We start from the raw sequence: 24,008 nt of genomic DNA, 5'->3' as shown, positions 1-24,008 counted from the left end.
ATAAGAATTTGTTGATGCTGTTGTTTTTGTTACACACTTGTAAAGCCACATTCATTGTATTGTTGTTCCGCAAATAATAGAATAGAATTTGATCGAAATGTGAGGAGGTGCCATAGAATGAACAACAATGAACTTTACGTCAGTCTTGACATCGGTACGTCCAATACAAAAGTGATCGTCGGAGAAATGACAGATGATTCCCTTAACATTATCGGAGTGGGAAATGTACCGTCTGAAGGGTTGAAAAAAGGCTCAATCGTTGATATAGATGAAACCGTTCATTCTATAAGAAAAGCGTTTGACCAAGCTGAAAGAATGGTAGGTTTTCCGCTGAAAAAAGCCATTGTCGGCGTTAATGGAAATTATATTCATATTCAAGATACGAACGGCGTTGTCGCTGTTTCCAGTGAAAACAAAGAAATTCACGTTGAAGACGTCCGCAGGGTAATGGAAGCGGCACAGGTCGTGTCAGTTCCGCATGAGCAGCTGATCGTAGACGTCGTTCCGAAACAGTTTATCGTTGACGGAAGAGACGAAATTACCGATCCGAAAAAAATGCTCGGCGTGCGCCTGGAAGTAGAAGGCACGCTGATTACCGGCTCCAAAACGATCTTACATAACTTACTTCGCTGTGTGGAGAGAGCGGGCGTTGAAATTACTGATATTTGCCTGCAGCCGCTTGCGGCCGGTTCGGCGGCTTTGTCAAAAGACGAAAAAAACCTCGGAGTCGCCATGATTGATATCGGCGGCGGCTCGACGACGGTGGCGGTATTTGAACAGGGGCACCTGAAGGAGACAGCCGTCATTCCGCTCGGAGGCGAAAACATCACGAAAGATGTATCGATCGGATTGCGCACTTCCACCGAAGAGGCTGAAAGAGTAAAAAAACAATTCGGACATGCATTCTACGATGAGGCTTCAGAAGATGAAGTATTTGAAGTCACCGTCATAGGAACGAATCAAAAGCAATCTTTTACACAGCAGGAAATTGCCAATATTATTGAAGCAAGAGTGGAAGAGATTCTTGAGATTGCCGCAGCCGAAATTGAGCATATGGGAATTACAGATCTGCCCGGCGGCTTTGTGCTGACCGGCGGACAGGCCGCAATGCCCGGAGTGCTTTCATTGGCACAGGAAGTGCTGAGGCACAATGTAAGGGTCGCAAGCCCGAATTATATCGGTGTAAGAGACCCTCAGTATATGACGGGTGTCGGCTTGATACAATTTGCCTGCCGAAATGCCAGAATTCAGGGAAGAAAAATAGGCTTTCATATGCCGGAAGAAGCCGTGCAGGAAATCGCGGTCTCTCACGAAGAAGCACATCATCAGCGGCCAGAGGCGCAGCAGCGTCCAAAAGCAAAACAAAAAACACAAGCCGAACACAACAAACCGAGCAAAATGAAAAAACTATTAAGCATGTTTTGGGAATAGATTGATAGTCATTCGGCAGATTAGGAGGATTTAGCATGTTGGATTTCGAAACAAACATAGACGGCTTAGCATCAATTAAAGTAATCGGAGTAGGAGGCGGCGGTAATAACGCGGTCAACCGAATGATTGAAAATGAAGTGCAGGGTGTAGAGTACATTGCGGTAAACACGGACGCGCAAGCTCTTAACCTGTCAAAAGCGGAAGTGAAAATGCAGATCGGGGAAAAGCTGACCCGCGGTCTCGGAGCGGGAGCGAATCCGGAAGTCGGCAAAAAAGCCGCTGAAGAAAGTAAGGAACAAATCGAAGAAGCGCTAAAAGGTGCTGACATGGTGTTCGTTACAGCCGGAATGGGAGGCGGTACCGGAACGGGAGCCGCACCGGTTATCGCGCAAATCGCAAAGGACTTAGGCGCTTTGACTGTCGGTGTCGTAACAAGACCGTTTACATTTGAAGGAAGAAAACGTCAGCTGCAGGCTGCAGGCGGTATCACGGCAATGAAAGAAGCCGTTGACACACTGATCGTTATTCCGAATGACCGCATTCTTGAAATTGTCGATAAAAACACACCGATGCTTGAAGCATTCCGTGAAGCTGATAACGTGCTTCGCCAAGGGGTGCAAGGTATCTCTGACCTCATCGCGACGCCTGGTTTAATCAACTTGGACTTTGCCGATGTCAAAACCATCATGTCCAACAAAGGTTCAGCATTGATGGGTATCGGGATCGCTACGGGCGAAAGCCGTGCTGCTGAAGCCGCCAAAAAGGCGATCTCCAGTCCGTTACTGGAAGCGGCAATCGACGGAGCGCAAGGTGTTTTGATGAACATTACGGGAGGTACAAATCTGAGCCTCTACGAAGTGCAGGAAGCAGCCGACATCGTCGCTTCTGCATCTGACCCTGATGTCAACATGATTTTCGGTTCAGTTATCAATGAAAATCTGAAAGATGAAATCGTCGTCACCGTTATTGCGACCGGTTTTATCGAACAGGAAAAAGATGACTCAAAACCGCAGCGTCCGACTTTAAACCAAGGATTGAAGTCTCAAAGCCAAAACGCTGCGAAACGTGAGCCGAAACGAGAAGAAACACAGCATCAAAACACGGTGAACCGCCATACATCACAGCCGGCGGATGATGCCCTCGACATTCCTACATTTTTAAGAAACCGCAACAAACGCGGCTGATGTAAAAAAGGACAAGACCACATGGTTTTGTCCTTTTTCTTTTTTGTGTACAGTCTTCCTTCCTATCCCCATGATCTATACAGTGAAAAAAGAAACTTTATACCTATGACGAATTGATTGTTTTTTAGTTTCATACGGCTTTCTACAGAATGCGACAATATCTGGATGGAAGATTGTCTACATTTAACGTACAGCATCGAAATGACAAACGATTCCAATTATGAAGGAGGGATACACATTTTATAGGGCGTTACCAAATAAGGGGGGATACGATTGAAGAAAAAAACAAGAAACAGATGGACAGGCTCCGTTTTAAGCGCGATTGTCGTCAGTTCCCTGTTGTTTCCGGGTGCAGCCGGAGCGAACAGCACACCGGGGGCAGTTTCTTTCACCAAAGATCTTTCTTCCTCTAAGAGCATTCAGCATAAGATTTCCGATTCAGTCAAGAAGCGTTTTGAAAAAAATGATAAAGTCACGTTTCTTATCAAATTTAAAGAGAAAGCCAATACGAAAAAAGCGGTCAAAGAAGCAGAAAAAAACGCCAAGTCTCAATCGCTTTCCGCAGCAAAAACCGAATATCAAAAGCGGTCAGCCGTCGTTTCTTCTTTAAAACTGGCGGCTCATGATGCGCAGCAGAATCTGAAAACATATTTGGAAAAACAAAAAAAGAAAGGCAAGGCTGATCACATCCATTCCTATTATATTGTTAACGGAATGGCAGTCACTGCTTCGAAAGAGGTAATGGAAAAAGCCGCCTCATTTCCTGAAGTAGAAAAAGTTCTTCCGAATGAAAAACGTCAGCTTACTCAACGACAATCAAAAGCTCCTTTTCAAATGAAGAAAAAACAAAAAGAGATCAAAGCAAAGGAAGGCATCGAATGGAATATCAGCCAAATTGATGCGCCGCAGGCCTGGGCTTCAGGATACGACGGAACCGGCACGGTTGTCGCCTCCATTGATACGGGAGTTCAGTGGGATCATCCGGCGCTTAAAGAAAAATACCGGGGTTACGATCCTGAAAATCCCGCAGCGCCGAATCATGAAATGAACTGGTATGATGCCGTGTCCCATAAAGACGCTCCCTACGATGATCTTGAACACGGCACTCATGTAACAGGGACCATGACGGGTTCAGAACCTGACGGCTCAAATCAAATCGGTGTGGCTCCGGGGGCGAAATGGATCGCAGTAAAAGCATTTTCAGATGACGGAGGAACTGATGCCGATATTTTGGATGCCGGTGAATGGGTGCTCGCGCCTAAAGATAAAAACGGCACGCCCCATCCCGAGATGGCGCCGGATGTTGTCAATAATTCCTGGGCAGGCGGTTCGGGAATGGACGAGTGGTACCGCGATATGGTGAATGCGTGGAGAGCGGCAGGGATTTTTCCGGAATTCTCTGCGGGAAATGAAGACTTATTTACACCGGGAGGACCGGGTTCAATCGCAAACCCGGCCAATTATCCTGAAGCATTTGCGACAGGTGCGACTGACATCGACAAGAAACTCGCTGATTTCTCACTGCAAGGCCCCTCACCGTATCATGAAACAAAACCGGACATTTCGGCTCCGGGAGTGAATATCCGTTCTTCGATTCCTGGAGGAACATACGAAGGCGGCTGGGACGGAACTTCAATGGCCGGGCCGCATGTGGCGGCGACGGCGGCTTTGTTAAGGCAGGCGAACGCCTCTATTACGGTCGATGAAATGGAAGACGTTTTGACGCGCACCGCCGAAAAGCTGACAGATTCCGTTTTTCCGGAATCACCGAATAACGGTTACGGCCACGGTCTCGTTAACGCTTTTGATGCCGTTTCTGCCGTAACGGACGGAATCGGAAGCGTAGAAGGCAAGGTCTCTTCTGCGGGCGAAGATCACAATCCGCCCAGCTTTCACCATGAACCGGTCTCAGCGGCTTACAAAGGGGCACACCTTCCGTTAACGGTTACAGCAGAAGACGATGTAAGTGTAACTGAAGTCATCCTTTCCTATCAGTTTGATGAAGGAAAGTGGAAAACGACAGCCGCCGTTCAAAAAAGCGGTGATGAAAAAAAGGGAACATACCAGGCGGAGATTCCGGATGTAACGGGAAGCAAGGTAAGTTATAAATGGACCATAAAAGATTTCGGAGGTCATTCTGTAGAATCTGATACGTACCGGGCTGACGTGAAACCGAGCATTACGGCGGGATACAAAGAGGATTTTGAATCACAGCCGGCGGGCTGGTCCAGTTATGGGACACATGACCAATGGGAATGGGGTATCCCGGGTTCAGGGCCCGGCGCCGCATTTTCCGGAGATAAAGTGTATGCGACGAATCTGTCCGGCCCTTATGCCGATTCAGCCAACATGAATTTGGTGATGCCTCCGATTCAAGTTCCGGAAACAGGACGGCTGTTTTTGCAATTTAAAAGCTGGCACAAGCTCGAAGAATTTTTTGATTACGGGTATGTGTTCGTTCTTCCGGAAGGAAAATCAAATTGGGAGCAGGCGGCCGTTTACAATGGTGACTCCGCAGGATGGAACGATGAAGAGGCAGATTTATCTGCGTATAAAGGCCAAAACATAAAGCTCATGTTTAATATGCAGTCAGACGAAGTACTCAATGAAGACGGATGGTATATCGATGATGTCCGGCTTTCAAGCAGCCCTCTCGGCAAGGCGGCTAAAAAAAGTAAACACAATAGACAAACACCTCCCGGCCACCTGAAGAAAAAAGCCGTCAGTCCGAAACAGGCCAAACCGGCAGTGAAATCACCCGGAAAAAGAGTAAAACGTGAAACAAACCTCCTCCCTCTCAGAGCGCAAATCAGTGTCGCCGAGACGGGGAAATCCGTATATTCCGACCCTGCAAGCGGAAGCTACAGCCTGTCGCATAAGGCGGGAAGCTATACGCTGAAAGCCGAGGCTTACGGATTTAAGTCCGCTTCGAAACAAGTTTCTATTCAATCAGACAAAACCGCACAGGCAGACTTTACACTGGAGCAAATGCCGTCCGGCACGCTAAAAGGAACCATCACCAGTCAGTCCACAGGCGAACCGGTAAAAGGGGCTGCGCTTTATGTGGCCGAGGATGCCGCAATTGAACCGGCGGTGACAAACGATAAAGGGGAATATTCGCTTAAGGCGTACGAAGGCTCCTACACAATCAAAGTAGCGGCAAAAGGCTTTTACAATAGCGAATTTTCCGTTGACATCAAAGGAGATGCTGAAAAAAACGTCAAGCTTAAGCCGTATATCGGTTATGAAGGGGAAATTGCCTATGATAACGGGATGGAAGAAGCCGCGCTGTCATATTTTAAAGCCGGCAGCAAATCTGCCGTAAAGATGACGCTTAAAGACGGAAAAGAACACGGTATGCTGACGGGAGGCCTTTTTAAATTTTGGGGCGCCGACTGGCCTGATCCGGGCGGTACCGAATTCCAAGCAGAAGTATATGATGCATCCGGCCCTGATGGAGCTCCGGGCAGCAAAATTGCCGGCCCGTTCCAAGCTGAAGCGCTTCGAAACGGCGAATGGACCAAAGTGGATCTCAGCTCAAAAGGAATCGCGGTCGGAAAGGATTTTTATCTTGTGTTCCGCCAGACGAAACCCGATCCTTATACACCTGCCCTGTCATCTGATGACGGCAGTCCGTACTCGAACAGAAACTGGCAATACCTCGACGGCCGCTGGTCTAAAACCGATAAATCAGACGGAAACTTTATGATCAGGGCTTTGGTCGACTACGAAGCTTCTGTGCCTGAAATAACGTCGCCTGAAGACCGGTCATTTACAAACAAGAGGTCAATCACGGTGAAAGGAACGGCTTCACCAAAAACCGCTGTCCGTCTTACCAATAACGGTAAAACCGCCGCAGAAACGAAAGCAGATGCAGACGGCAATTTCCAGGCCGGCGTCACACTCACTGAAGATGCCAATCGGCTGACGGCGGCATCTGTGACAGACAGCGGGTCAACCGATGAGTCACGCCCTGTCACGGTCATACTGGATGAGGATAAGCCGGATGTGACGATTGACAGTCCGGAAAAAGGTGATAAAACAAATAAAGAAGCAGTGACCGTAAAAGGAAAAGTGCACGACGCCCATTTAGAATGGGTAAAGGTGAACGGAAAAAAAGCTGAAGTAAATAACGGTTCTTATCAAGCGAGAACCCTTCTGGAAAACGGCAGCAATGAGATCAAGGTCACGGCCTCAGATGAAGCGGGTAACAAAACAACGAAAAAGACGGTAATCGATGTCAATTACAATGCTCCCGTCATTTCCGGATTGGTTCCCGGAGCGGATAAGGAATTAAAAGCCGGAGAATCAGTGAAAATCGCTTTTTCAAGCGGAAAGAAATTAGACGCTTCCTTCGTTATCCGTCTGCCTCTGACAAACGCCCGGGCAGGGAGCCAAAACGCAACAGAGCTTCCGCTGAGAGAAATTTCTCCGGGACGATATGAGGGTTACTGGACGGCGACCTCTTCCATCAAAGCAAGCGGAGCAAAAATTGACGTTATCGCAAGAGATGACTACGGAAATGAAACGAGACAGACGGCTAAAGGAAAACTTTATATCAATGAGTAAAAACAGAGCGCTGCCAGATCACGGCAGCGCTTTTTTAGTTGAAACGGACAATAGGAAAGCAACCCTTTCGGCCCTCGACAAATAAAACGGTTATCCCTTAAAAATTGTACTTTACCCTCAACATTAATTGACAGACTTTCCCACGGAGCTTGCTTTATACTTATGAAACAAGAGAGAGAAACAGATAAGTAAGACAAAAGAGGAAAGGGGTCAGATGTGAAAATCTATCTGGATGTCATTTGGCTGTTGAACTTTTGTTTTGATTCTCTTTTGCTTTTATTGACCGCCTTTATTTTAAAACGCCAGGTAAAAAAAAGAAGAGTGGCCGCCGGCGGTTTCATCGGGTCAGCCATTGTGCTTCTGATGTTTACGCCTGTTTCTCCCTTTGTGGAGCATCCGGCGGGAAAAATGGCGTTTTCAGTAGTCATCGTGCTTACGGCTTTTGGCTTTAAACGGTTCCGATACTTTTTTCAAAATTTGTTCGCCTTTTATTTCGCGACTTTTCTCGTCGGCGGGGGAATGATCGGCGTACATTCCCTGCTGCAGACAGAATCAATTGTGCAGCAAGGGGTAATGGTCACAAGCCAGACCGGATTCGGCGACCCGATCAGCTGGATGTTTGTAGTTATCGGATTTCCGGCCATATGGTTTTTCTCGAAAAAGAGAATTGAAGACATCGAGACGAAGTCCATTCAGTACGATGAACTTGTCATGGTGCAGGCGGAATTCAGCGGACAGACAATCCGCGCGAAAGGATTGGTGGATTCCGGGAATCAGCTGTATGATCCGCTGACGAAAACGCCGGTCATGATCCTTCACATTGACAAATTCGCTCTGATTCTCAGCGAAAAGGAAACGGACCTCATCAAATCCGCCAGTCCGCTTGAAGTGATAGAGCAGCTTGATGATTCGTTCCGCCATGCGGATAAGCTGAGGCTGATTCCATACAGGGGCGTCGGCCAGGACAATCAATTTTTACTCTGTTTAAAGCCGGATTACGTCACGATTTTAACAAAAGACGAAATGATCGCTTGTGAAAAATGCCTGATCGGCATCAGCACAAAACCATTATCCGCGGACGGTGAATTTGACGGAATCGTTCATCCGAAGATGCTGACAGGGAAGGCTGTAAAACATGTTTCCTGACGAAAAGTCTGTTATTCATCATACTCAAAACGCGTTGTATTTAGAAGGGGGAGGAAGATGAAAAAACTTAAGCTGCGTCTGACATATTTGTGGTATAAATGGCTGATGAAACTCGGACTGAAAAGCGATGAAGTGTATTACATAGGAGGAAGCGAGGCGCTGCCGCCGCCTTTGTCTAAAGAAGAGGAGCAGGTGCTCTTATTAAAGCTGCCGAGCGGGGATCAGGCGGCGCGGGCCATTCTGATTGAGAGAAACTTACGTCTTGTCGTTTACATTGCCCGCAAATTCGAAAATACCGGCATCAACATCGAGGACTTAATCAGCATCGGCACCATCGGTTTGATCAAAGCGGTAAACACTTTTAATCCGGAAAAGAAAATCAAACTCGCCACCTACGCGTCGCGATGTATCGAAAACGAAATTTTAATGTACTTGCGCCGAAACAATAAAATCCGTTCAGAGGTGTCCTTTGATGAACCGCTGAATATTGATTGGGACGGAAACGAGCTGCTGCTTTCGGATGTGCTCGGCACAGATGATGATATTATTACAAAAGACATTGAAGCCAATGTGGATAAAAAACTTTTGAAAAAAGCGCTTGAGCAATTAAACGAAAGAGAAAAGCAGATTATGGAACTGCGTTTCGGGCTTGTCGGAGAAGAAGAAAAAACACAAAAAGATGTAGCCGACATGATGGGGATTTCACAATCTTATATCTCCCGGCTCGAAAAGCGGATTATCAAAAGACTGAGAAAAGAGTTTAACAAAATGGTGTAAAATTTTTTCCAACTGACAGCCCTTACTGCTGCAAGGATTGCCGCAGCCGGATGTTTATTTCTGTAAAATGGCGGTGCATATTTTTCCCACCCGAGGAGATACTTAACGTTGTACAGCAGCTCCTAGTGGGAGGGAAAAACGTGTCAAGAAATAAAGTCGAAATTTGCGGGGTGGATACCTCCAAATTACCGGTGCTCAAGAATGAAGAGATGAGAAAGCTGTTTAGGCAATTACAGGATGAGGGCGATGATTCAGCGAGGGAAAAGCTTGTAAACGGCAATCTGCGCCTTGTCTTAAGCGTCATTCAGAGGTTTAACAACAGAGGAGAGTATGTTGATGACTTATTTCAGGTCGGCTGCATCGGACTAATGAAATCCATTGATAATTTTGACCTAAGCCATAATGTTAAGTTTTCAACATACGCTGTACCGATGATCATCGGAGAAATCCGCAGATATTTGCGGGATAACAATCCGATCCGCGTCTCGAGGTCGCTTCGCGATATCGCATATAAAGCGCTTCAAGTAAGAGAGCGGTTAATCAGTGAGACAAGCAGGGAGCCGACAGCAGAGGAAATCGCCAAAGTTCTTGAAGTGCCCCATGAAGAAATTGTGTTTGCCCTTGACGCCATCCAGGATCCGGTTTCACTGTTTGAGCCGATTTATAATGACGGCGGCGATCCGATTTACGTGATGGACCAGATCAGCGATGAGCGCAATAAGGATACACAATGGATTGAGGAGCTGGCTCTGAAAGAAGGCATGAGAAGACTGAACGAACGGGAAAAAATGATTTTGCGAAAGCGCTTTTTCCAAGGGAAAACCCAGATGGAAGTCGCTGAAGAAATCGGCATATCCCAAGCTCAGGTCTCAAGGCTTGAAAAGGCAGCCATTAAACAAATGAATAAGAATATCCATCAATAACGGAAAAAGCCTTTAAACCTTGTTTAAAGGCTTTTTTCATGCGATGGTTTACGTTTGCAAAAAAGTAATGTATTCTAATGTGTAAAAGTTTTTAGAAAATTTAAACAAAATCAAACGGGGGAAACTGCAATGATTTTACAGCTGGACAGTGTGTCATTAAAAAGAAACGGGAAATGGATTTTGAAAGATATTAACTGGCGCGTCGAGAAAAACGAAAATTGGGTGCTGTACGGATTAAACGGAGCCGGAAAAACGGCTTTGCTGAATATGTTATGCTCTTATTACTTCCCCACTTCAGGAGAGATGCAGGTGCTCGGCCATCAATTCGGCAAAACAGAGCTCGGTGACAGGCTCAGAAGGAAAATTGGCCTTGTTTCGGCAGGTCTTCAGCACAAATTATATGCCGCGGACTCCGCTTTTGAAATCGCCCTCAGCGGCGCGTACGCCTCAATCGGGCTGTACGAAACTCCGAGTGAGCAGGTAAGGGAAAAAGCGATCGGTCTTCTGAAGGATTTGGGCGCCATCGGTTACGCCGACAGACGGTATGAAACATTATCACAAGGGGAAAGACAGAGAGCGCTGATTGCGCGGGCGCTTATGGCTGATCCGGAACTGCTGATTTTGGACGAACCCGTGACGGGTCTTGATTTTATGGCAAGGGAGCAGCTGCTGGACACGATTACGTCGATCGCCGAAAAAGAAAATGCGCCGTCCATCCTTTATGTCACCCATCACGCTGAAGAAATTCTGACGGTATTTGATCAGGCGCTTCTTTTAAAACAAGGCGAGGTGTTCGCCTCCGGGAAAATCAGGGACATGCTTTCTGACGAGCGGCTTACAGCGTTTTTCGATATGCCTGTCAATGTCTTATGGAACAATGGCCGCCCGTTTTTAACACGTGCAAAAGAGGCATCATCCGTAAAATAACATAAATTCACCCTGGGGGTGCTGCCATGCGGCTGAGAGAGACGTTTGTCTCAACCCTTAACGGACCTGATCCGGATCATGCCGGCGGAGGGAAGCGGTGAAAAAAGCGGAGGAAGATCCGTTTTTTACCCGTTTCATTTCATGAATGAAACGGGTTTTTTGATACAGCCAAAGGGGAGATTTCCAATGCATCAGATTGATATGCTGTTACACCAGGCGGAGAAACGGCGGCACGACTTCATACATATTGCTGAAAGATTGATAGCCTTTCCCACTCCGGCCCCGCCAGCAAGAAATACGGCAGAAGCCCAAAAGTGGGTGGCCGAATTTTTAAAAGAAACGGGCTGCTCGGTCGATATGTGGGATGTGTATCCGGAAGATCCGAATGTAGTCGGTGTTTTAAAAGGGACAGATTCAAGCAGGCATCAAAGCCTGATTTTAAACGGACACATTGATGTGGCAGAAGCCGGGGGCGAAGACTGGCACTCTGACCCGTTTCAGCCGCACGTAAAAGATGGCATGCTGATCGGAAGGGGTGCCGCTGATATGAAAGGGGGTTTGGCGTGTGTTCTTTTCTCTCTGAAGCTGATCCATGATGCCGGCATTAAGCTTCCGGGCGACCTCATTGTACAGTCTGTAATCGGAGAAGAAGTCGGTGAGGCGGGGACGCTGGAATGCTGCAAACGCGGCTATCACGCGGATTTTGCCGTTGTCGCGGATACGAGCAGCCTGCATATTCAAGGGCAGGGCGGAGTCATCACCGGCTGGATAGAATTGAAAAGCAAACAAACATTTCATGACGGCATGAGGCGCAATATGATTCATGCGGGCGGAGGCACATTCGGAGCGAGCGCCATCGAAAAAATGGCGAAAATCATCGCTGCCTTGGGAGAGCTGGAGCGCCACTGGGCGGTAACGAAAAGCTATCCCGGTTTTGCGCCCGGCACCAATACGATCAACCCTGCCGTCATTGAAGGCGGAAGACACGCAGCGTTTGTCGCCGATGAATGCCGGTTATGGATCACCGTCCACTTTTATCCGAACGAAACGCACGAACAAGCAGCCGCAGAAATCGAAGACTATATTAATCGTGTCGCTGACAGTGATCTGTGGCTCAAAGAAAACAGGCCGGTGTTCAAATGGGGCGGATCTTCGATGATTGAAGACAGAGGAGAGGTGTTCCCGGCGCTGGAAATCGACCCGGATCATCCGGCAGTTTCTGTCTTGGCTGCATCACACTCAGCCGTCAGAAAACAGGAGCCCGTCATTGATGTTTCCCAAACCGTAACTGACGGAGGGTGGCTTTATCATGCCGGGATTCCGAGCGTCATATACGGTCCCGGCGATTTAAAAAACGCCCACTCCGTAAACGAGGAAGTGTCCGTTGATGAGCTTATGGACTATACGAAAATTATGCTGAGATTTATCCTCGCCTGGTGCAGCCGCAAAAAAGATTGCCCGATGTGACAAGGTTCAGCCCGGCCGTTCATATAATAGGAAAAAGAACGGGCAAAGGGCGTGATACGGATGATCAGCATATCTGAATTTCAAATAAAAGATGTGGTAAACGTGTCGAACGGAAAAAAACTCGGAAGCATCGGTGATATTGATATTAACGTGACAACGGGAAAAATTCAGGCGATTATTTTAGGCGGCAGCGGAAAAGTTCTCGGTTTTTTCGGAAAAGAAGAGGAAATGATCATTCCTTGGCGAAATATAGTTAAAATTGGGGAAGATGTCATCTTAGTGCGTGTAAACGAACCAAAGGGGGGAGCGTAATCCTCCCTTTACTTGTAAAAAGCCGGAAATCTCAATGTTTCCGGCACATTTATTTATCTCATTTTTCAATCAGCCGCTAAACGTATGCTTAAAATTGTGTTAAAATGAGTGGGAAATTACGCTTTTTTAATGTTTGTCGAAAGGTTGGATCTCCATGAATACATATCACCCGTTTAGTCTTACCACCCCCTCGGCACTCATGATAGAAGACTGGAACTGTGTGAATCAGCTTAACACAAAGGTCATCGCCGGATTCACAACGAAAAACGGCGGTGTCAGCAATCCTCCGTATGAGTCATTAAATACCGGATTGCACGTCCGGGACAAAGCTCATGATGTTGTGACAAACCGTGAAGTCATAGCGTCCTTATGCGGTACTGATCTGGATTCCTGGGTGTTCGCCGACCAGACACATGAAAACCGCGTCCGGCGCGTGACAGCCGGGGATAAAGGAAAAGGAGCGAGAGACTATTCTTCCGCATTCCGCGGGACGGACGGGCTCTACACGAAAGATGCGAATCTTTTTTTGGCCCTTTGTTTTGCGGACTGTGTGCCCTTGTATTTTTATGACCCGGTGAAATCCATTATCGGCGCTGCCCATGCCGGATGGAAGGGGACGGTCAAACAAATCGGACGTATCATGACGGAACGCTGGGTAAACGAAGAAGGCTCCCGTTTAACAGATATTCAGGCTGTCATCGGTCCGTCCATCAGCGCGGGAAGCTATACAGTCGACGACCGCGTCATCAATGAAGTGCGGGCGCTGCCTTTTACGGCTGAATCCGCCATATGCGAAACGGAAAAAGGCCAGTATCAGCTTGATTTAAAAGAGGTCAACCGTCTTCTTCTGATACATTGCGGCATTCCGGAAGAAAACATTTCAGTCAGCGGTTTATGCACCGAACGAGAGCGTGAACTATTCTTTTCACACCGCCGCGACAAAGGGAAAACGGGACGCATGATGTCCTTTATCGGAATGAAGGAGGCGTAAGATCTTGCGTGTTGCTGATCAATTACGACATATAAACGAAAGAATAAACGAAGCATGTAACAGATCGGGCCGAAGCCCCGAAGATGTTACTGTCATCGCGGTTACAAAATACGTATCAGCCGAAAGGGCTCAAGAGGCCGTTGATGCCGGTATTACAAGTCTGGGAGAAAACCGGGATGCCGAGCTTATCCATAAGCAGGAAGTCATCAAAGGCAGCCCGGAGTGGCACTTTATCGGCAGTCTTCAGTCCAGAAAGGTGAAGGCCGTCGTTGACCGTGTATCTTATATTCATTCCTTAGACAGACTGTCATTGGCAAAAGAGATTGAAAAACGGGCGCAGCATGCGGTTCGCTGTTTTGTGCAGGTGAATACTTCGCTTGAGCCGTCTAAGCACGGTTTGAAAACAGAGGAGGTCATCCCCTTTATCAGAGAGCTTTCTGAGTTTAGAAACATTTCTGTAGAGGGCCTGATGACGATGGCTCCCCTGACAGACGATACAGAAACGATCAGAGCCTGCTTCCGGCAATTGCGTGATCTGAGGGATCAGGTGCAAAAACTGCATCAGACAAACGCACCGTGCCGGGAACTGTCAATGGGCATGTCAAATGATTATGAAATCGCTGTTGAAGAGGGCGCAACTTTTATCAGAATCGGCTCTTCATTAGTCGGAAATGAACCGGGGGGTGTAAACAAATGAGCATGAAAAATAAACTGAAAAACTTTTTCTCAATGGATGAGGAGGAGTACGAGTACGAATACATTGAAACGGAGCAGGATCATCCGGAAGAGCATGAACAGCAGAAAGATAAACAGCCTGCTTACGCTCAGAAGCCGCAGGGCAAGCAGAACGTAGTAAGCTTGCAAAGTGTTCAGAAATCCTCTAAAGTGGTGTTGAGTGAACCGCGTGTATATGCGGAAGCGCAGGAAATCGCCGATCATTTAAAGAACAGGCGGGCGGTTGTCGTCAATCTGCAGCGCATCCAGCATGATCAGGCGAAAAGAATCGTCGACTTTTTAAGCGGTACCGTCTACGCCATCGGCGGCGACATTCAGAGAATCGGTTCAGATATTTTTCTGTGCACGCCTGATAATGTCGACGTTTCCGGCACGATTTCGGAGCTTATAAATGAAGACGAACATCAGAGGTGGTAAAGCAGGATGATTCTTTATCAAATTTTTTCCGTTCTGAGTTATTTAATTTACATCTACTCGTTTGCCCTGATCATCTATATCTTTATGTCATGGGTGCCGAGTACGAGAGAAACGGCGGTCGGACGGTTTCTCGCAGCGATTTGCGAACCGTATTTAGAGCCGTTCAGAAGGATCATTCCGCCCATTGCCATGCTGGATATATCCCCGATTGTAGCGATTATCGTGCTTCGGTTTGCCACGACGGGACTTTGGGGCCTATACCGCATGATCGCAATGTATACTTGAATGCGACAGTTTGATATGGGCTTGGCACCAGCCAAGCCTCTTTACATAGAAAGGAAAGAACATGAGCGATATTTACCAGCACTTCAGACAAGACGAGCGGCCTTTTATTGATCAGGCGCTTGAATGGAAACAGATTGTCCTGGACCAGTATCGGATGAAGCTGACTGATTTCTTAGATCCCAGAGAACAGGTCATTGTAAAAGCCGTTATCGGCGACGCCTGCGGTCTTGCGTTTTTCGGAGGATATGACAGAGCTGAGCGCAAACGCGCGATTTTATACCCTGAATATATGGAACCTGAACAGGATGATTTTGAGCTTCGGGCTTTTGACGTTCAATACGCTGAAAAATTCGTCAGCATTGACCACCGCTCTCTTCTCGGATCATTAATGGGGATCGGCTTAAAGCGGCAGAAATACGGCGATCTGATTTTCTCTGAGGAAGCCGTGCAGCTGATCGTCTCCGGTGAAATCGCCGATTTTGTCAGCACTCAGCTGACCAAGGCGGGCAAAGCGCCGGTAAAGCTTGAGAAAATCGAGCTTTCCGCTCTTCACATTCCCGCTTCAGATGTCGAAATAAGGGATGACACGGTTTCTTCATTGCGTCTCGACGCCGTCTGCGCTTCAATGAGCAGGCAATCCCGGCAGAAAGCGCAGGCGCTTGTGAAAAACGGGCTCGTTAAGGTGAATTGGAAAGCCATTGAAGATCCGTCTTATCAGGTTGCTGAAGGGGACATGCTCTCGATTCGCGGCTTCGGACGATGCAGTTTGGCAAAAGTTGACGGAAAAACGAAAAAAGACAAATGGAAAGTTACATTTGAACGGCAAAAATGAGTCGTTTTTTCAGTTTTTTTCTCCATCTGTGCCGTATTTGTTTTATAATGTGAACTAGATAACCGTACTGAAATGTAAAAATGGAGGTGGCAATATGCCATTAACGCCGAATGATATCCATAACAAAACGTTTACAAAAGGTTTTCGCGGATATGATGAAGATGAAGTAAATGAATTTTTAATGCAGGTCAGAAAAGATTACGAAATCGCACTCCGTAAAAAAACGGAGCTTGAGGCGAAAGTGAACGAGCTGGACGAAAAAATCGGCCACTTTGCCAATATCGAAGAAACGCTGAATAAATCAATTCTCGTAGCCCAGGAAGCCGCAGAAGACGTAAAGCGCAACTCGCAGAAAGAAGCGAAGCTGATCGTCCGTGAAGCAGAAAAAAATGCTGATCGCATCATCAATGAGTCGCTTTCCAAATCAAGAAAAATCGCAATGGAAATCGAAGAGCTGAAAAAACAGTCTAAAGTCTTCAGAACACGTTTCCAAATGCTGATTGAAGCGCAGCTCGATCTGCTGAAGAACGATGATTGGGATCATCTGCTGGAATACGAAGTCGACGCGGTATTTGAGGAAAAAGAATAATTTTCTGATTTTCTTGACATTCTCCGGCCCGTTCGAATATAATACGTTCATAAATTCAGATGAAAAGACGATTGAAAGGGACCGGCATGACTCAAAACAGGCTATAAAGCGACCCGGGGAAGGTGAAAGCCCGGGATGGCCGGAATCATGCAGATCAGCCCTTTAGTTTCCTTTCTGAACCGAGAGTAGGATAGGACGTTCCATCACGTTACGATGTTCGAGAGGAAAAGACGGATGATCCGTTTTTTCTAAAAGGGTGGTACCGCGAGATAAGCTTTCTCGTCCCTTATGGGATGAGAGGGCTTTTTTTATTTTCTGAAAAATGTTGTGGAGGAATGAAAATGGATTACAAAGATACGCTGTTAATGCCGAAAACAGATTTTCCGATGCGCGGAAATCTGCCAAATCGTGAGCCGGACATGCAAAAAGACTGGGAGGAGCAGGACATTTACCGTCTTGTTCAAGAACGGACGAAAGACCGCCCGAAATTCGTGCTGCATGACGGACCTCCTTATGCAAACGGAGACATCCACATGGGCCATGCCCTGAACAAAATCCTGAAAGACTTCATCGTCCGCTATAAATCAATGAGCGGCTACAACGCACCGTACGTGCCGGGCTGGGATACGCACGGACTGCCGATTGAAACGGCGCTGACGAAAAACAAAAAAGTAAACCGGAAAGAAATGTCCGTCGCTGATTTCCGCAAGCTTTGCGAAGATTATGCATGGCAGCAGATCGAAAGACAGCGCGAACAATTCAAGCGTCTCGGCGTCAGAGGCGATTGGGAAAACCCGTATGTTACGCTTCAGCCTGAATTTGAAGCGCAGCAGATCCGCGTTTTCGGCGAGATGGCGAAAAGAGGCTATATTTATAAAGGTCTGAAGCCGGTCAACTGGTCGCCTTCCAGTGAATCTGCCTTAGCAGAAGCGGAAATTGAATATCAGGACAAACGTTCCGCGTCTATTTATGTTGCGTTTAAGGTGAAAGACGGTAAAGGCGTTCTGGAAAACGGAGAAAGCTTCATCATCTGGACGACGACGCCGTGGACGATGCCTGCCAACCTCGGAATTTCCGTTCATCCTGATCTTGAATACAATGTCATCAAGGTTGGAGACAAGCGTTATGTAGTGGCAGCTGAACTGATCGAAAACGTAGCGGAGGCATGCGGCTTTGAAAATCCCGAAGTTGTCGCATCATATAAAGGCAGAGAATTAGAATACATCACTGCAGAACATCCGCTGTACGGCAGAGATTCACTCGTCATGCTCGGTGACCACGTCACAACCGATGCCGGAACAGGCTGTGTTCATACTGCCCCGGGCCACGGGGAAGATGACTTTATCGTCGGCCAAAAGTACGGCTTAGAAGTACTGTGCCCTGTTGATGAAAAAGGAAACATGACCGACGAAGCGCCGGGCTTTGAAGGAATGTTTTACGATAAAGCCAATAAACCGATCACGGAGAAGCTTGAAGAAAACGGCGCGCTCTTGAAACTCGAGTTTATTACACACTCCTATCCGCATGACTGGAGAACGAAAAAACCGACCATCTTCAGAGCGACAGCGCAATGGTTTGCGTCAATTAAAGATTTCAGATCCGATCTGCTTGATGCCATCAAACAAACGAAGTGGGTGCCGGAGTGGGGCGAACAGCGCCTTTACAACATGGTGCGCGACCGCGGTGACTGGTGTATCTCAAGACAGCGCGTCTGGGGCGTTCCGATCCCGGTATTTTATGCAGAAAACGGTGAGCCGATCATCACTGACGAAACGATTGAACACGTGTCTGAGCTGTTCAAACAGCACGGCTCAAACGTCTGGTTTGAAAGAGAGGCAAAAGACCTTCTGCCGGAAGGATTTACACATCCGGGAAGCCCGAACGGAATCTTCACGAAAGAGCAAGACATTATGGATGTGTGGTTTGATTCAGGTTCTTCCCATCAGGCTGTTCTTGAAGAACGTGATGATCTTGTCCGTCCGGCTGATTTATACCTTGAAGGCTCTGACCAATACCGCGGCTGGTTTAACTCATCTCTTTCCACCGCTGTTGCAGTCACCGGCAAAGCGCCGTATAAAGGCGTATTAAGCCACGGATTTACACTTGATGCAAACGGCCGTAAAATGAGTAAATCACTCGGCAATACGATTGACCCGACAAAAATCGCAAAACAGCTTGGAGCTGAAATTCTGCGTTTATGGGTATCTTCCGTAAACTATCAGGCCGATCACCCGGTTTCTGAAGATATTCTGAAGCAGGTCGCGGAAGTATACCGGAAAGTCCGCAACACGTTCCGCTTCCTTCACGGCAACCTGTTCGATTTCAATCCAAGCGTCAATGCCGTGGATGTAAAAGATCTCCGCGAAGTGGATCAATATATGCTGATCAAGCTGAATAAGCTGATCGATAAGGTGAAAAAAGCGTACGATGAATATGAATTTGCGGTTGTTTATCACAGCATTCACAATTTCTGTACGATCGAGCTCAGCTCCTTCTATCTTGATTTTGCAAAAGATGTTGTGTACATCGAGCATGCGGATCATCCGGACCGCCGCAGCATGCAGACCGTCTTCTATGAAACGCTGCTGGCGTTAGTGAAGCTGACGGCGCCGATTCTCCCGCATACGGCGGATGAAATGTGGTCTCACTTATCATTTGTTGAAGAAGCGAGCGTGCAGCTGACAGATATGCCGGAAACCATCGCTGTTCCGGACAGTCAAGCGACAGAAGAAAAGTTCGACCGCTTCATGGAGCTTCGAAACGACGTGCTGAAAGCTTTGGAAACAGCCCGTAACGAAAAAATTATCGGAAGATCATTGGAAGCGAGCCTGACTTTGTATCCGAACAAAGAAAACCGCGACCTCTTGTCATCCATTAAAGAAAATATCGCGCAGCTGTTTATCGTCTCAGAACTGACAGTAAGAGACGAAAGTGAAGCACCGGAAAACGCGCAAAGCTTCACAACAGGAAAAATGACCGTAGAAAAAGCGGAAGGCCAGATGTGTGAACGTTCCCGCGTAATTTCTAAAGATGTCGGAGCCAATCCGAAATATCCGACACTATCACTGCGCAATGCGGAAATCGTTGAAAAATATTATCAAAAATAATGAATGAGAAAGCGCCGGTGACAGCCGGGCGCTTTTTTTACATGCCACTAATGTCATCGATTAGAACGACAGGAAAAATCTTATGGGCTTCAAATGGCGCCCTGGGGGCAACAATAAAGCTATAACATCAAGAGCAGGAGTTGTGATGAATGAATGATCAACTGACCGCAATCCACACGGAGCTTCTCATGATGAAAGAAGAACTTCAATCAAGATTATTCGAATATTCTTGCTTTCAAATGTCAGCATCTGTTGAACCTTCAATGAACGACCAAGAAGCAACTCTGATCTATCATATAAAAGAAGAACTTCAGGACGTTCTTCTTGCCCTGTCTAAGTTTGAAAACAATACGTACGGTTATTGTGAAAAAACAGGCGACCCCATTCCGATTGAAAAACTTGCGGTGCTGCCGACGGCCAGAACCGCTGATGATTTTTATTATCCCGCTCAATTTGAAAAGAAAACCCTTCCATATTGGGAACCCGGAGATTATGCATATGATCAGGCGCTGTATGAGTGACAGCGTCTGTTTGCATGCGCTTATGATCTGCCTTTACTCTGGCACCTTTTACTGATAAAATTCATAAAGGATAAAAGTAACTGTATACTGGAGGAACGTGTGTGCTTTATTATCTTATCGCTCTTTTTATTATTATTGCCGACCAATTGACCAAATGGCTTGTCGTCAGCCATATGGAATTGGGACAAAGCATACCTGTCATCGACCAGGTGCTTTATATCACATCTCATCGCAACACGGGAGCGGCGTGGGGGATTTTAGCCGGCCAAATGTGGTTTTTCTACGTCATTACCATCGCCGTGATTATCGGAATCGTTTATTACATACAGCGTTATGCAAAAGGGCAGATGTTACTCGGAATTTCTCTCGGCTTAATGCTGGGCGGTGCGGCCGGAAACTTTATTGACCGGGCGGCGCGCCAGGAAGTGGTTGATTTTATTCATGTCATCATCGTGGATTATCACTATCCGATTTTTAATATCGCGGACTCCTCACTGTGCGTCGGTGTAATACTTTTATTTATTCATATGCTGTTTGACAGCGGGAAAAAGAAGGAGCAATAACATGAATCAATTTGAGATAACCGTTCAGCCTGAACAAAAGAGCGAACGGATTGATAAATTTTTGGCTTCAACGGGAGAAAACTGGTCACGCACTCAAGTGCAGCAATGGGTAAAAGAGGGATTGGTATCCGTTAACGGCAAATCCGTAAAAGCGAATTATAAAATGCAGCCCGGCGATCAGGTAAACGTCACCATTCCTGAACCGGAAGAATTGGACGTGCTTGCAGAGCCGATGGATTTGGACATTTACTATGAGGATCAGGACGTCTTGGTTGTGAACAAACCGCGGGGCATGGTTGTACACCCGGCGCCCGGCCATGTGACAGGGACGCTTGTAAACGGACTGATGGCTCACTGCAACGACCTTTCCGGCATTAACGGCGTCATGCGCCCGGGAATCGTCCACCGGATTGATAAAGATACTTCCGGTCTGTTAATGGTCGCTAAAAACGATATGGCGCATGAATCACTTGTTAATCAGCTCGTCAATAAAACCGTGACCAGAAAGTACACAGCGGTTGTCCACGGGGTGATTTCACATGATGACGGAACGATTGACGCTCCGATCGGGAGAGATAAAAAAGACCGTCAAAGCATGACCGTAACAAGAGAAAGCAGCAAAAACGCCGTCACGCATTTCCACGTGCTTGAGCGTTTTCAAGATTTCACGCTCGTAGAGTGCCGTCTTGAGACCGGAAGAACGCATCAGATCCGTGTTCATATGAAATATATCGGGTTTCCTTTGGCAGGCGATCCGAAGTACGGACCGAGAAAAACCATTGATTTCAATGGTCAGGCGCTTCATGCCGGAATATTAGGTTTTGATCATCCGCGGACGGGAGAATACATGGAGTTTGAAGCGCCCCTTCCTGAAGATATGAAAAAACTCATTGAAGATTTAAGAAATAGCCATTGACAGCGACTTTCTTTTCTGAAATAATAAAAACAAGCTGAATAGATTCTTTAACACAGTCCAGAGAGGCTGAGAAGGATAACGGATAGGACAGAAGAGATACACGTGTGTGTCTTCGTCCTGGAAAGGAACCCCTCTATGCTCTGGCAGGAGGGGTTTTTTCTTCTTATATACGAATGGAGAGGTGTCACGAGTGAATCAAAAAGCTGTTATTCTCGACGAACAGGCGATCAGGCGGGCGCTGACAAGGATAGCCCATGAAATGATCGAACGGAATAAAGGAATGAATGACTGCATTCTTGTAGGGATTAAAACAAGAGGCATTTATTTAGCGAAGCGGCTGGCCGAGCGGATCGAACAGATTGAAGGGAATCCGGTCACCGTCGGGGAAATCGATATCACCCTTTACCGTGACGACCTCACGAAAAAAACGAGCAATGAAGAGCCGCTTGTAAAAGGCGCGGACATTCCGGCCGATATTACAGACCAAAAGGTCATTGTGGTTGATGATGTGCTTTATACCGGCCGGACGGTGAGAGCGGCGATGGATGCCCTCGTTGATGTCGGACGGCCGTCATCGATACAGCTTGCCGTGCTTGTCGACAGAGGGCACCGGGAGCTGCCGATCAGAGCGGACTATATCGGGAAAAACATTCCGACCTCAAAAGCTGAAAAAGTGATGGTTCAGCTGAGCGAAGTTGATCAGACTGATATGGTCGCCATTTACGAAAATGAATAATCACCCTTTTTAAATGCATTCCAGAGAGTTTGCAAAGAGGATTTTAAAACACAAAGCCGGGCGGATCGACGCGGCCAGGTTTTGTATGCCTCTTTGCGCAAAAAGCAAAGAGGTTTTTTTATACCATTTGAAAGTCAACCGGGAGGAAAACGCCATGAGTAAGAAAAAAGTAAACCTGGGAGTCAGGGACGTCCCCAATCCATTGTCTTGGCTGTCATTCAGCCTGCAGCATTTATTCGCCATGTTCGGTTCAACCATACTCGTGCCGAAACTGGTCGGAATGAGCCCGGCAGTGGCGCTTGTCACGAGCGGAATCGGGACACTCGCCTATCTCTTGGTGACAAAAGGCCAGATTCCCGCTTATCTCGGCTCATCATTCGCCTTTATATCACCGATTATCTTGGTGAAGGCGACGGGAGGGCCGGGGGCTGCCATGGTCGGCGCTTTCCTGGCGGGAATTGTGTACGGCCTGATCGCGCTTCTCATCAGGCAGCTTGGAACGGGGTGGTTGATGAAGCTGCTGCCCCCGGTGGTCGTCGGGCCGGTCATCATCGTCATCGGCCTCGGACTGGCAAGCACAGCCGTCAATATGGCAATGTATGCCGATCCGAATGCAAAGGAACTCGTCTACAGCTTGAAACATTTCAGTGTAGCCGGCGTCACTTTGGCCATCACCATTATCTGCGCCATCTTTTTACGGGGATTTTTAAGCCTGATTCCGGTATTGATCGGCATTATAGGCGGCTATCTGTTTGCGCTGACACAGGGCATCGTCAATTTCCAGCCGGTCATTGATGCAAAATGGTTCGCCGTTCCTGAATTTATCATCCCTTTCAAAGACTATACGCCGTCAGTGACGTTGGGCATTGCGGCTGCGATGGTGCCGGTCGCTTTCGTGACGATGTCAGAACATATCGGCCATCAAATGGTGCTGAGTAAAGTCGTCGGACAGGATTTCATTAAAAAGCCGGGACTGCACCGCTCCATAATGGGGGACAGTGTTGCGACGATCATCGCTTCGTTAATCGGCGGCCCGCCGACGACGACATACGGCGAGAACATCGGTGTCCTGGCAATTACGAGAGTTTTCAGCGTCTTTGTCATCGGCGGCGCGGGTGTGATTGCGCTGTGCTTCGGATTTATCGGAAAAGTATCAGCGCTGATCAGCTCTGTTCCGTCCGCGGTTATGGGAGGCGTTTCCTTCCTGCTCTTCGGAATTATCGCCTCCAGCGGCTTAAGAATGCTGATTGACAACAACATTGATTATGAAAACAAGAGAAATTTAATTATCACATCCGTCATTCTCGTGATCGGTGTCGGAGGGGCTTTTATTCAAGTATCAAAAGGCGGGTTCCAAATATCCGGCATGGCGCTTGCGGCAATCGTCGGAGTCATCCTGAACCTTATCCTGCCGCATGCAAATGAAGAAGACGCGATTGCATCAGAAAAACAAAATCATATGTAAAACCTTTTAAAGAAAGTCCAGAGAGGCTTGGAAGGGTTATAACGGGAAGAAGCTGTACGCTGCTTCTCTCTTTAACCGCACCCCGAGTCTATAGACCGGGGTGTTTTTTTACGGC

The 24,008-nt window shown here is 47.3% G+C and carries 21 protein-coding genes and 1 riboswitch; all 21 genes read left to right on the top strand.

What is annotated here, in order from left to right:
- Positions 1 to 117 precede the first annotated feature (117 nt).
- Complete coding sequence (ftsA, locus tag BGM27_RS01810) at positions 118 to 1,431, top strand: cell division protein FtsA (protein WP_007409711.1); 1,314 nt, start codon at positions 118 to 120, stop codon at positions 1,429 to 1,431.
- A gap of 35 nt (positions 1,432 to 1,466) precedes the next feature.
- Positions 1,467 to 2,615 carry a cell division protein FtsZ gene (gene ftsZ, locus BGM27_RS01805; RefSeq protein WP_003154424.1) on the top strand — a complete coding sequence of 383 codons (1,149 nt, stop codon included), beginning with the start codon at positions 1,467 to 1,469 and terminating at the stop codon, positions 2,613 to 2,615.
- A 273-nt stretch (positions 2,616 to 2,888) separates the two neighbouring features.
- A complete protein-coding gene (locus BGM27_RS01800) occupies positions 2,889 to 7,184 on the top strand; it encodes a S8 family peptidase (protein ID WP_007409712.1) in 4,296 nt (1,431 codons plus the stop codon).
- A gap of 216 nt (positions 7,185 to 7,400) precedes the next feature.
- Positions 7,401 to 8,330 (top strand): sigma-E processing peptidase SpoIIGA, encoded by a 930-nt coding sequence (gene spoIIGA, locus BGM27_RS01795; RefSeq protein WP_007409713.1) that lies wholly within the window; start codon positions 7,401 to 7,403, stop codon positions 8,328 to 8,330.
- A gap of 57 nt (positions 8,331 to 8,387) precedes the next feature.
- A complete protein-coding gene (gene sigE / locus BGM27_RS01790) occupies positions 8,388 to 9,107 on the top strand; it encodes an RNA polymerase sporulation sigma factor SigE (protein WP_007409714.1) in 720 nt (239 codons plus the stop codon).
- 140 nt (positions 9,108 to 9,247) lie between these two features.
- Complete coding sequence (sigG, locus tag BGM27_RS01785; RefSeq protein WP_003154420.1) at positions 9,248 to 10,030, top strand: RNA polymerase sporulation sigma factor SigG; 783 nt, start codon at positions 9,248 to 9,250, stop codon at positions 10,028 to 10,030.
- 129 nt (positions 10,031 to 10,159) lie between these two features.
- Positions 10,160 to 10,957, top strand: coding sequence for an ABC transporter ATP-binding protein (locus tag BGM27_RS01780; protein ID WP_007409715.1), 798 nt, complete (start codon positions 10,160 to 10,162; stop codon positions 10,955 to 10,957).
- Positions 10,958 to 10,961: 4 nt separating this feature from the next.
- Positions 10,962 to 11,067: riboswitch (TPP riboswitch) on the top strand.
- Positions 11,068 to 11,143: 76 nt separating this feature from the next.
- Complete coding sequence (locus BGM27_RS01775) at positions 11,144 to 12,424, top strand: acetylornithine deacetylase (protein WP_023842863.1); 1,281 nt, start codon at positions 11,144 to 11,146, stop codon at positions 12,422 to 12,424.
- Positions 12,425 to 12,484: 60 nt separating this feature from the next.
- The gene (locus BGM27_RS01770; protein ID WP_003154415.1) at positions 12,485 to 12,736 is read left to right on the top strand and encodes a YlmC/YmxH family sporulation protein; all 252 of its coding nucleotides are present in this window, start codon (positions 12,485 to 12,487) and stop codon (positions 12,734 to 12,736) included.
- Between the two features lie 154 nt (positions 12,737 to 12,890).
- Complete coding sequence (gene pgeF, locus BGM27_RS01765) at positions 12,891 to 13,727, top strand: peptidoglycan editing factor PgeF (protein WP_020953996.1); 837 nt, start codon at positions 12,891 to 12,893, stop codon at positions 13,725 to 13,727.
- A gap of 4 nt (positions 13,728 to 13,731) precedes the next feature.
- Positions 13,732 to 14,424 carry a YggS family pyridoxal phosphate-dependent enzyme gene (locus tag BGM27_RS01760; protein WP_007409718.1) on the top strand — a complete coding sequence of 231 codons (693 nt, stop codon included), beginning with the start codon at positions 13,732 to 13,734 and terminating at the stop codon, positions 14,422 to 14,424.
- A complete protein-coding gene (gene sepF / locus BGM27_RS01755; RefSeq protein WP_007409719.1) occupies positions 14,421 to 14,879 on the top strand; it encodes a cell division protein SepF in 459 nt (152 codons plus the stop codon). Before BGM27_RS01760 ends, sepF begins: the two co-directional genes overlap by 4 nt.
- A gap of 6 nt (positions 14,880 to 14,885) precedes the next feature.
- Positions 14,886 to 15,164: a YggT family protein gene (locus BGM27_RS01750; protein WP_003154408.1), complete on the top strand. Its 279-nt coding sequence runs from the start codon at positions 14,886 to 14,888 to the stop codon at positions 15,162 to 15,164.
- 61 nt (positions 15,165 to 15,225) lie between these two features.
- Positions 15,226 to 15,996: a YlmH family RNA-binding protein gene (locus tag BGM27_RS01745; RefSeq protein ID WP_007409722.1), complete on the top strand. Its 771-nt coding sequence runs from the start codon at positions 15,226 to 15,228 to the stop codon at positions 15,994 to 15,996.
- A gap of 94 nt (positions 15,997 to 16,090) precedes the next feature.
- On the top strand, positions 16,091 to 16,585 hold the full coding sequence (gene divIVA / locus BGM27_RS01740) for a septum site-determining protein DivIVA (RefSeq protein WP_003154406.1): 495 nt from the start codon (positions 16,091 to 16,093) through the stop codon (positions 16,583 to 16,585).
- A gap of 341 nt (positions 16,586 to 16,926) precedes the next feature.
- Positions 16,927 to 19,692: an isoleucine--tRNA ligase gene (ileS, locus tag BGM27_RS01735; RefSeq protein ID WP_007409724.1), complete on the top strand. Its 2,766-nt coding sequence runs from the start codon at positions 16,927 to 16,929 to the stop codon at positions 19,690 to 19,692.
- Positions 19,693 to 19,841: 149 nt separating this feature from the next.
- Positions 19,842 to 20,213, top strand: a complete 372-nt coding sequence (locus BGM27_RS01730) for a TraR/DksA family transcriptional regulator (protein ID WP_007409725.1) — start codon at positions 19,842 to 19,844, stop codon at positions 20,211 to 20,213.
- 101 nt (positions 20,214 to 20,314) lie between these two features.
- Positions 20,315 to 20,776 carry a signal peptidase II gene (lspA, locus tag BGM27_RS01725; RefSeq protein ID WP_003154398.1) on the top strand — a complete coding sequence of 154 codons (462 nt, stop codon included), beginning with the start codon at positions 20,315 to 20,317 and terminating at the stop codon, positions 20,774 to 20,776.
- Between the two features lies 1 nt (position 20,777).
- The gene (locus tag BGM27_RS01720) at positions 20,778 to 21,692 is read left to right on the top strand and encodes an RluA family pseudouridine synthase (protein ID WP_007409726.1); all 915 of its coding nucleotides are present in this window, start codon (positions 20,778 to 20,780) and stop codon (positions 21,690 to 21,692) included.
- 190 nt (positions 21,693 to 21,882) lie between these two features.
- The gene (gene pyrR, locus BGM27_RS01715) at positions 21,883 to 22,428 is read left to right on the top strand and encodes a bifunctional pyrimidine operon transcriptional regulator/uracil phosphoribosyltransferase (RefSeq protein WP_003154392.1); all 546 of its coding nucleotides are present in this window, start codon (positions 21,883 to 21,885) and stop codon (positions 22,426 to 22,428) included.
- 154 nt (positions 22,429 to 22,582) lie between these two features.
- Positions 22,583 to 23,893: a uracil permease PyrP gene (gene pyrP, locus BGM27_RS01710; protein ID WP_007409727.1), complete on the top strand. Its 1,311-nt coding sequence runs from the start codon at positions 22,583 to 22,585 to the stop codon at positions 23,891 to 23,893.
- Positions 23,894 to 24,008 lie beyond the last annotated feature (115 nt).

It is taken from the genome of Bacillus sp. FJAT-27001, assembly GCF_019039175.1.
GTDB lineage: Bacteria > Bacillota > Bacilli > Bacillales > Bacillaceae > Bacillus > Bacillus velezensis.
The sequence above is the reverse complement of the archived record's forward strand: the minus strand, read 5'-3'. Positions and strand labels throughout refer to the sequence as shown.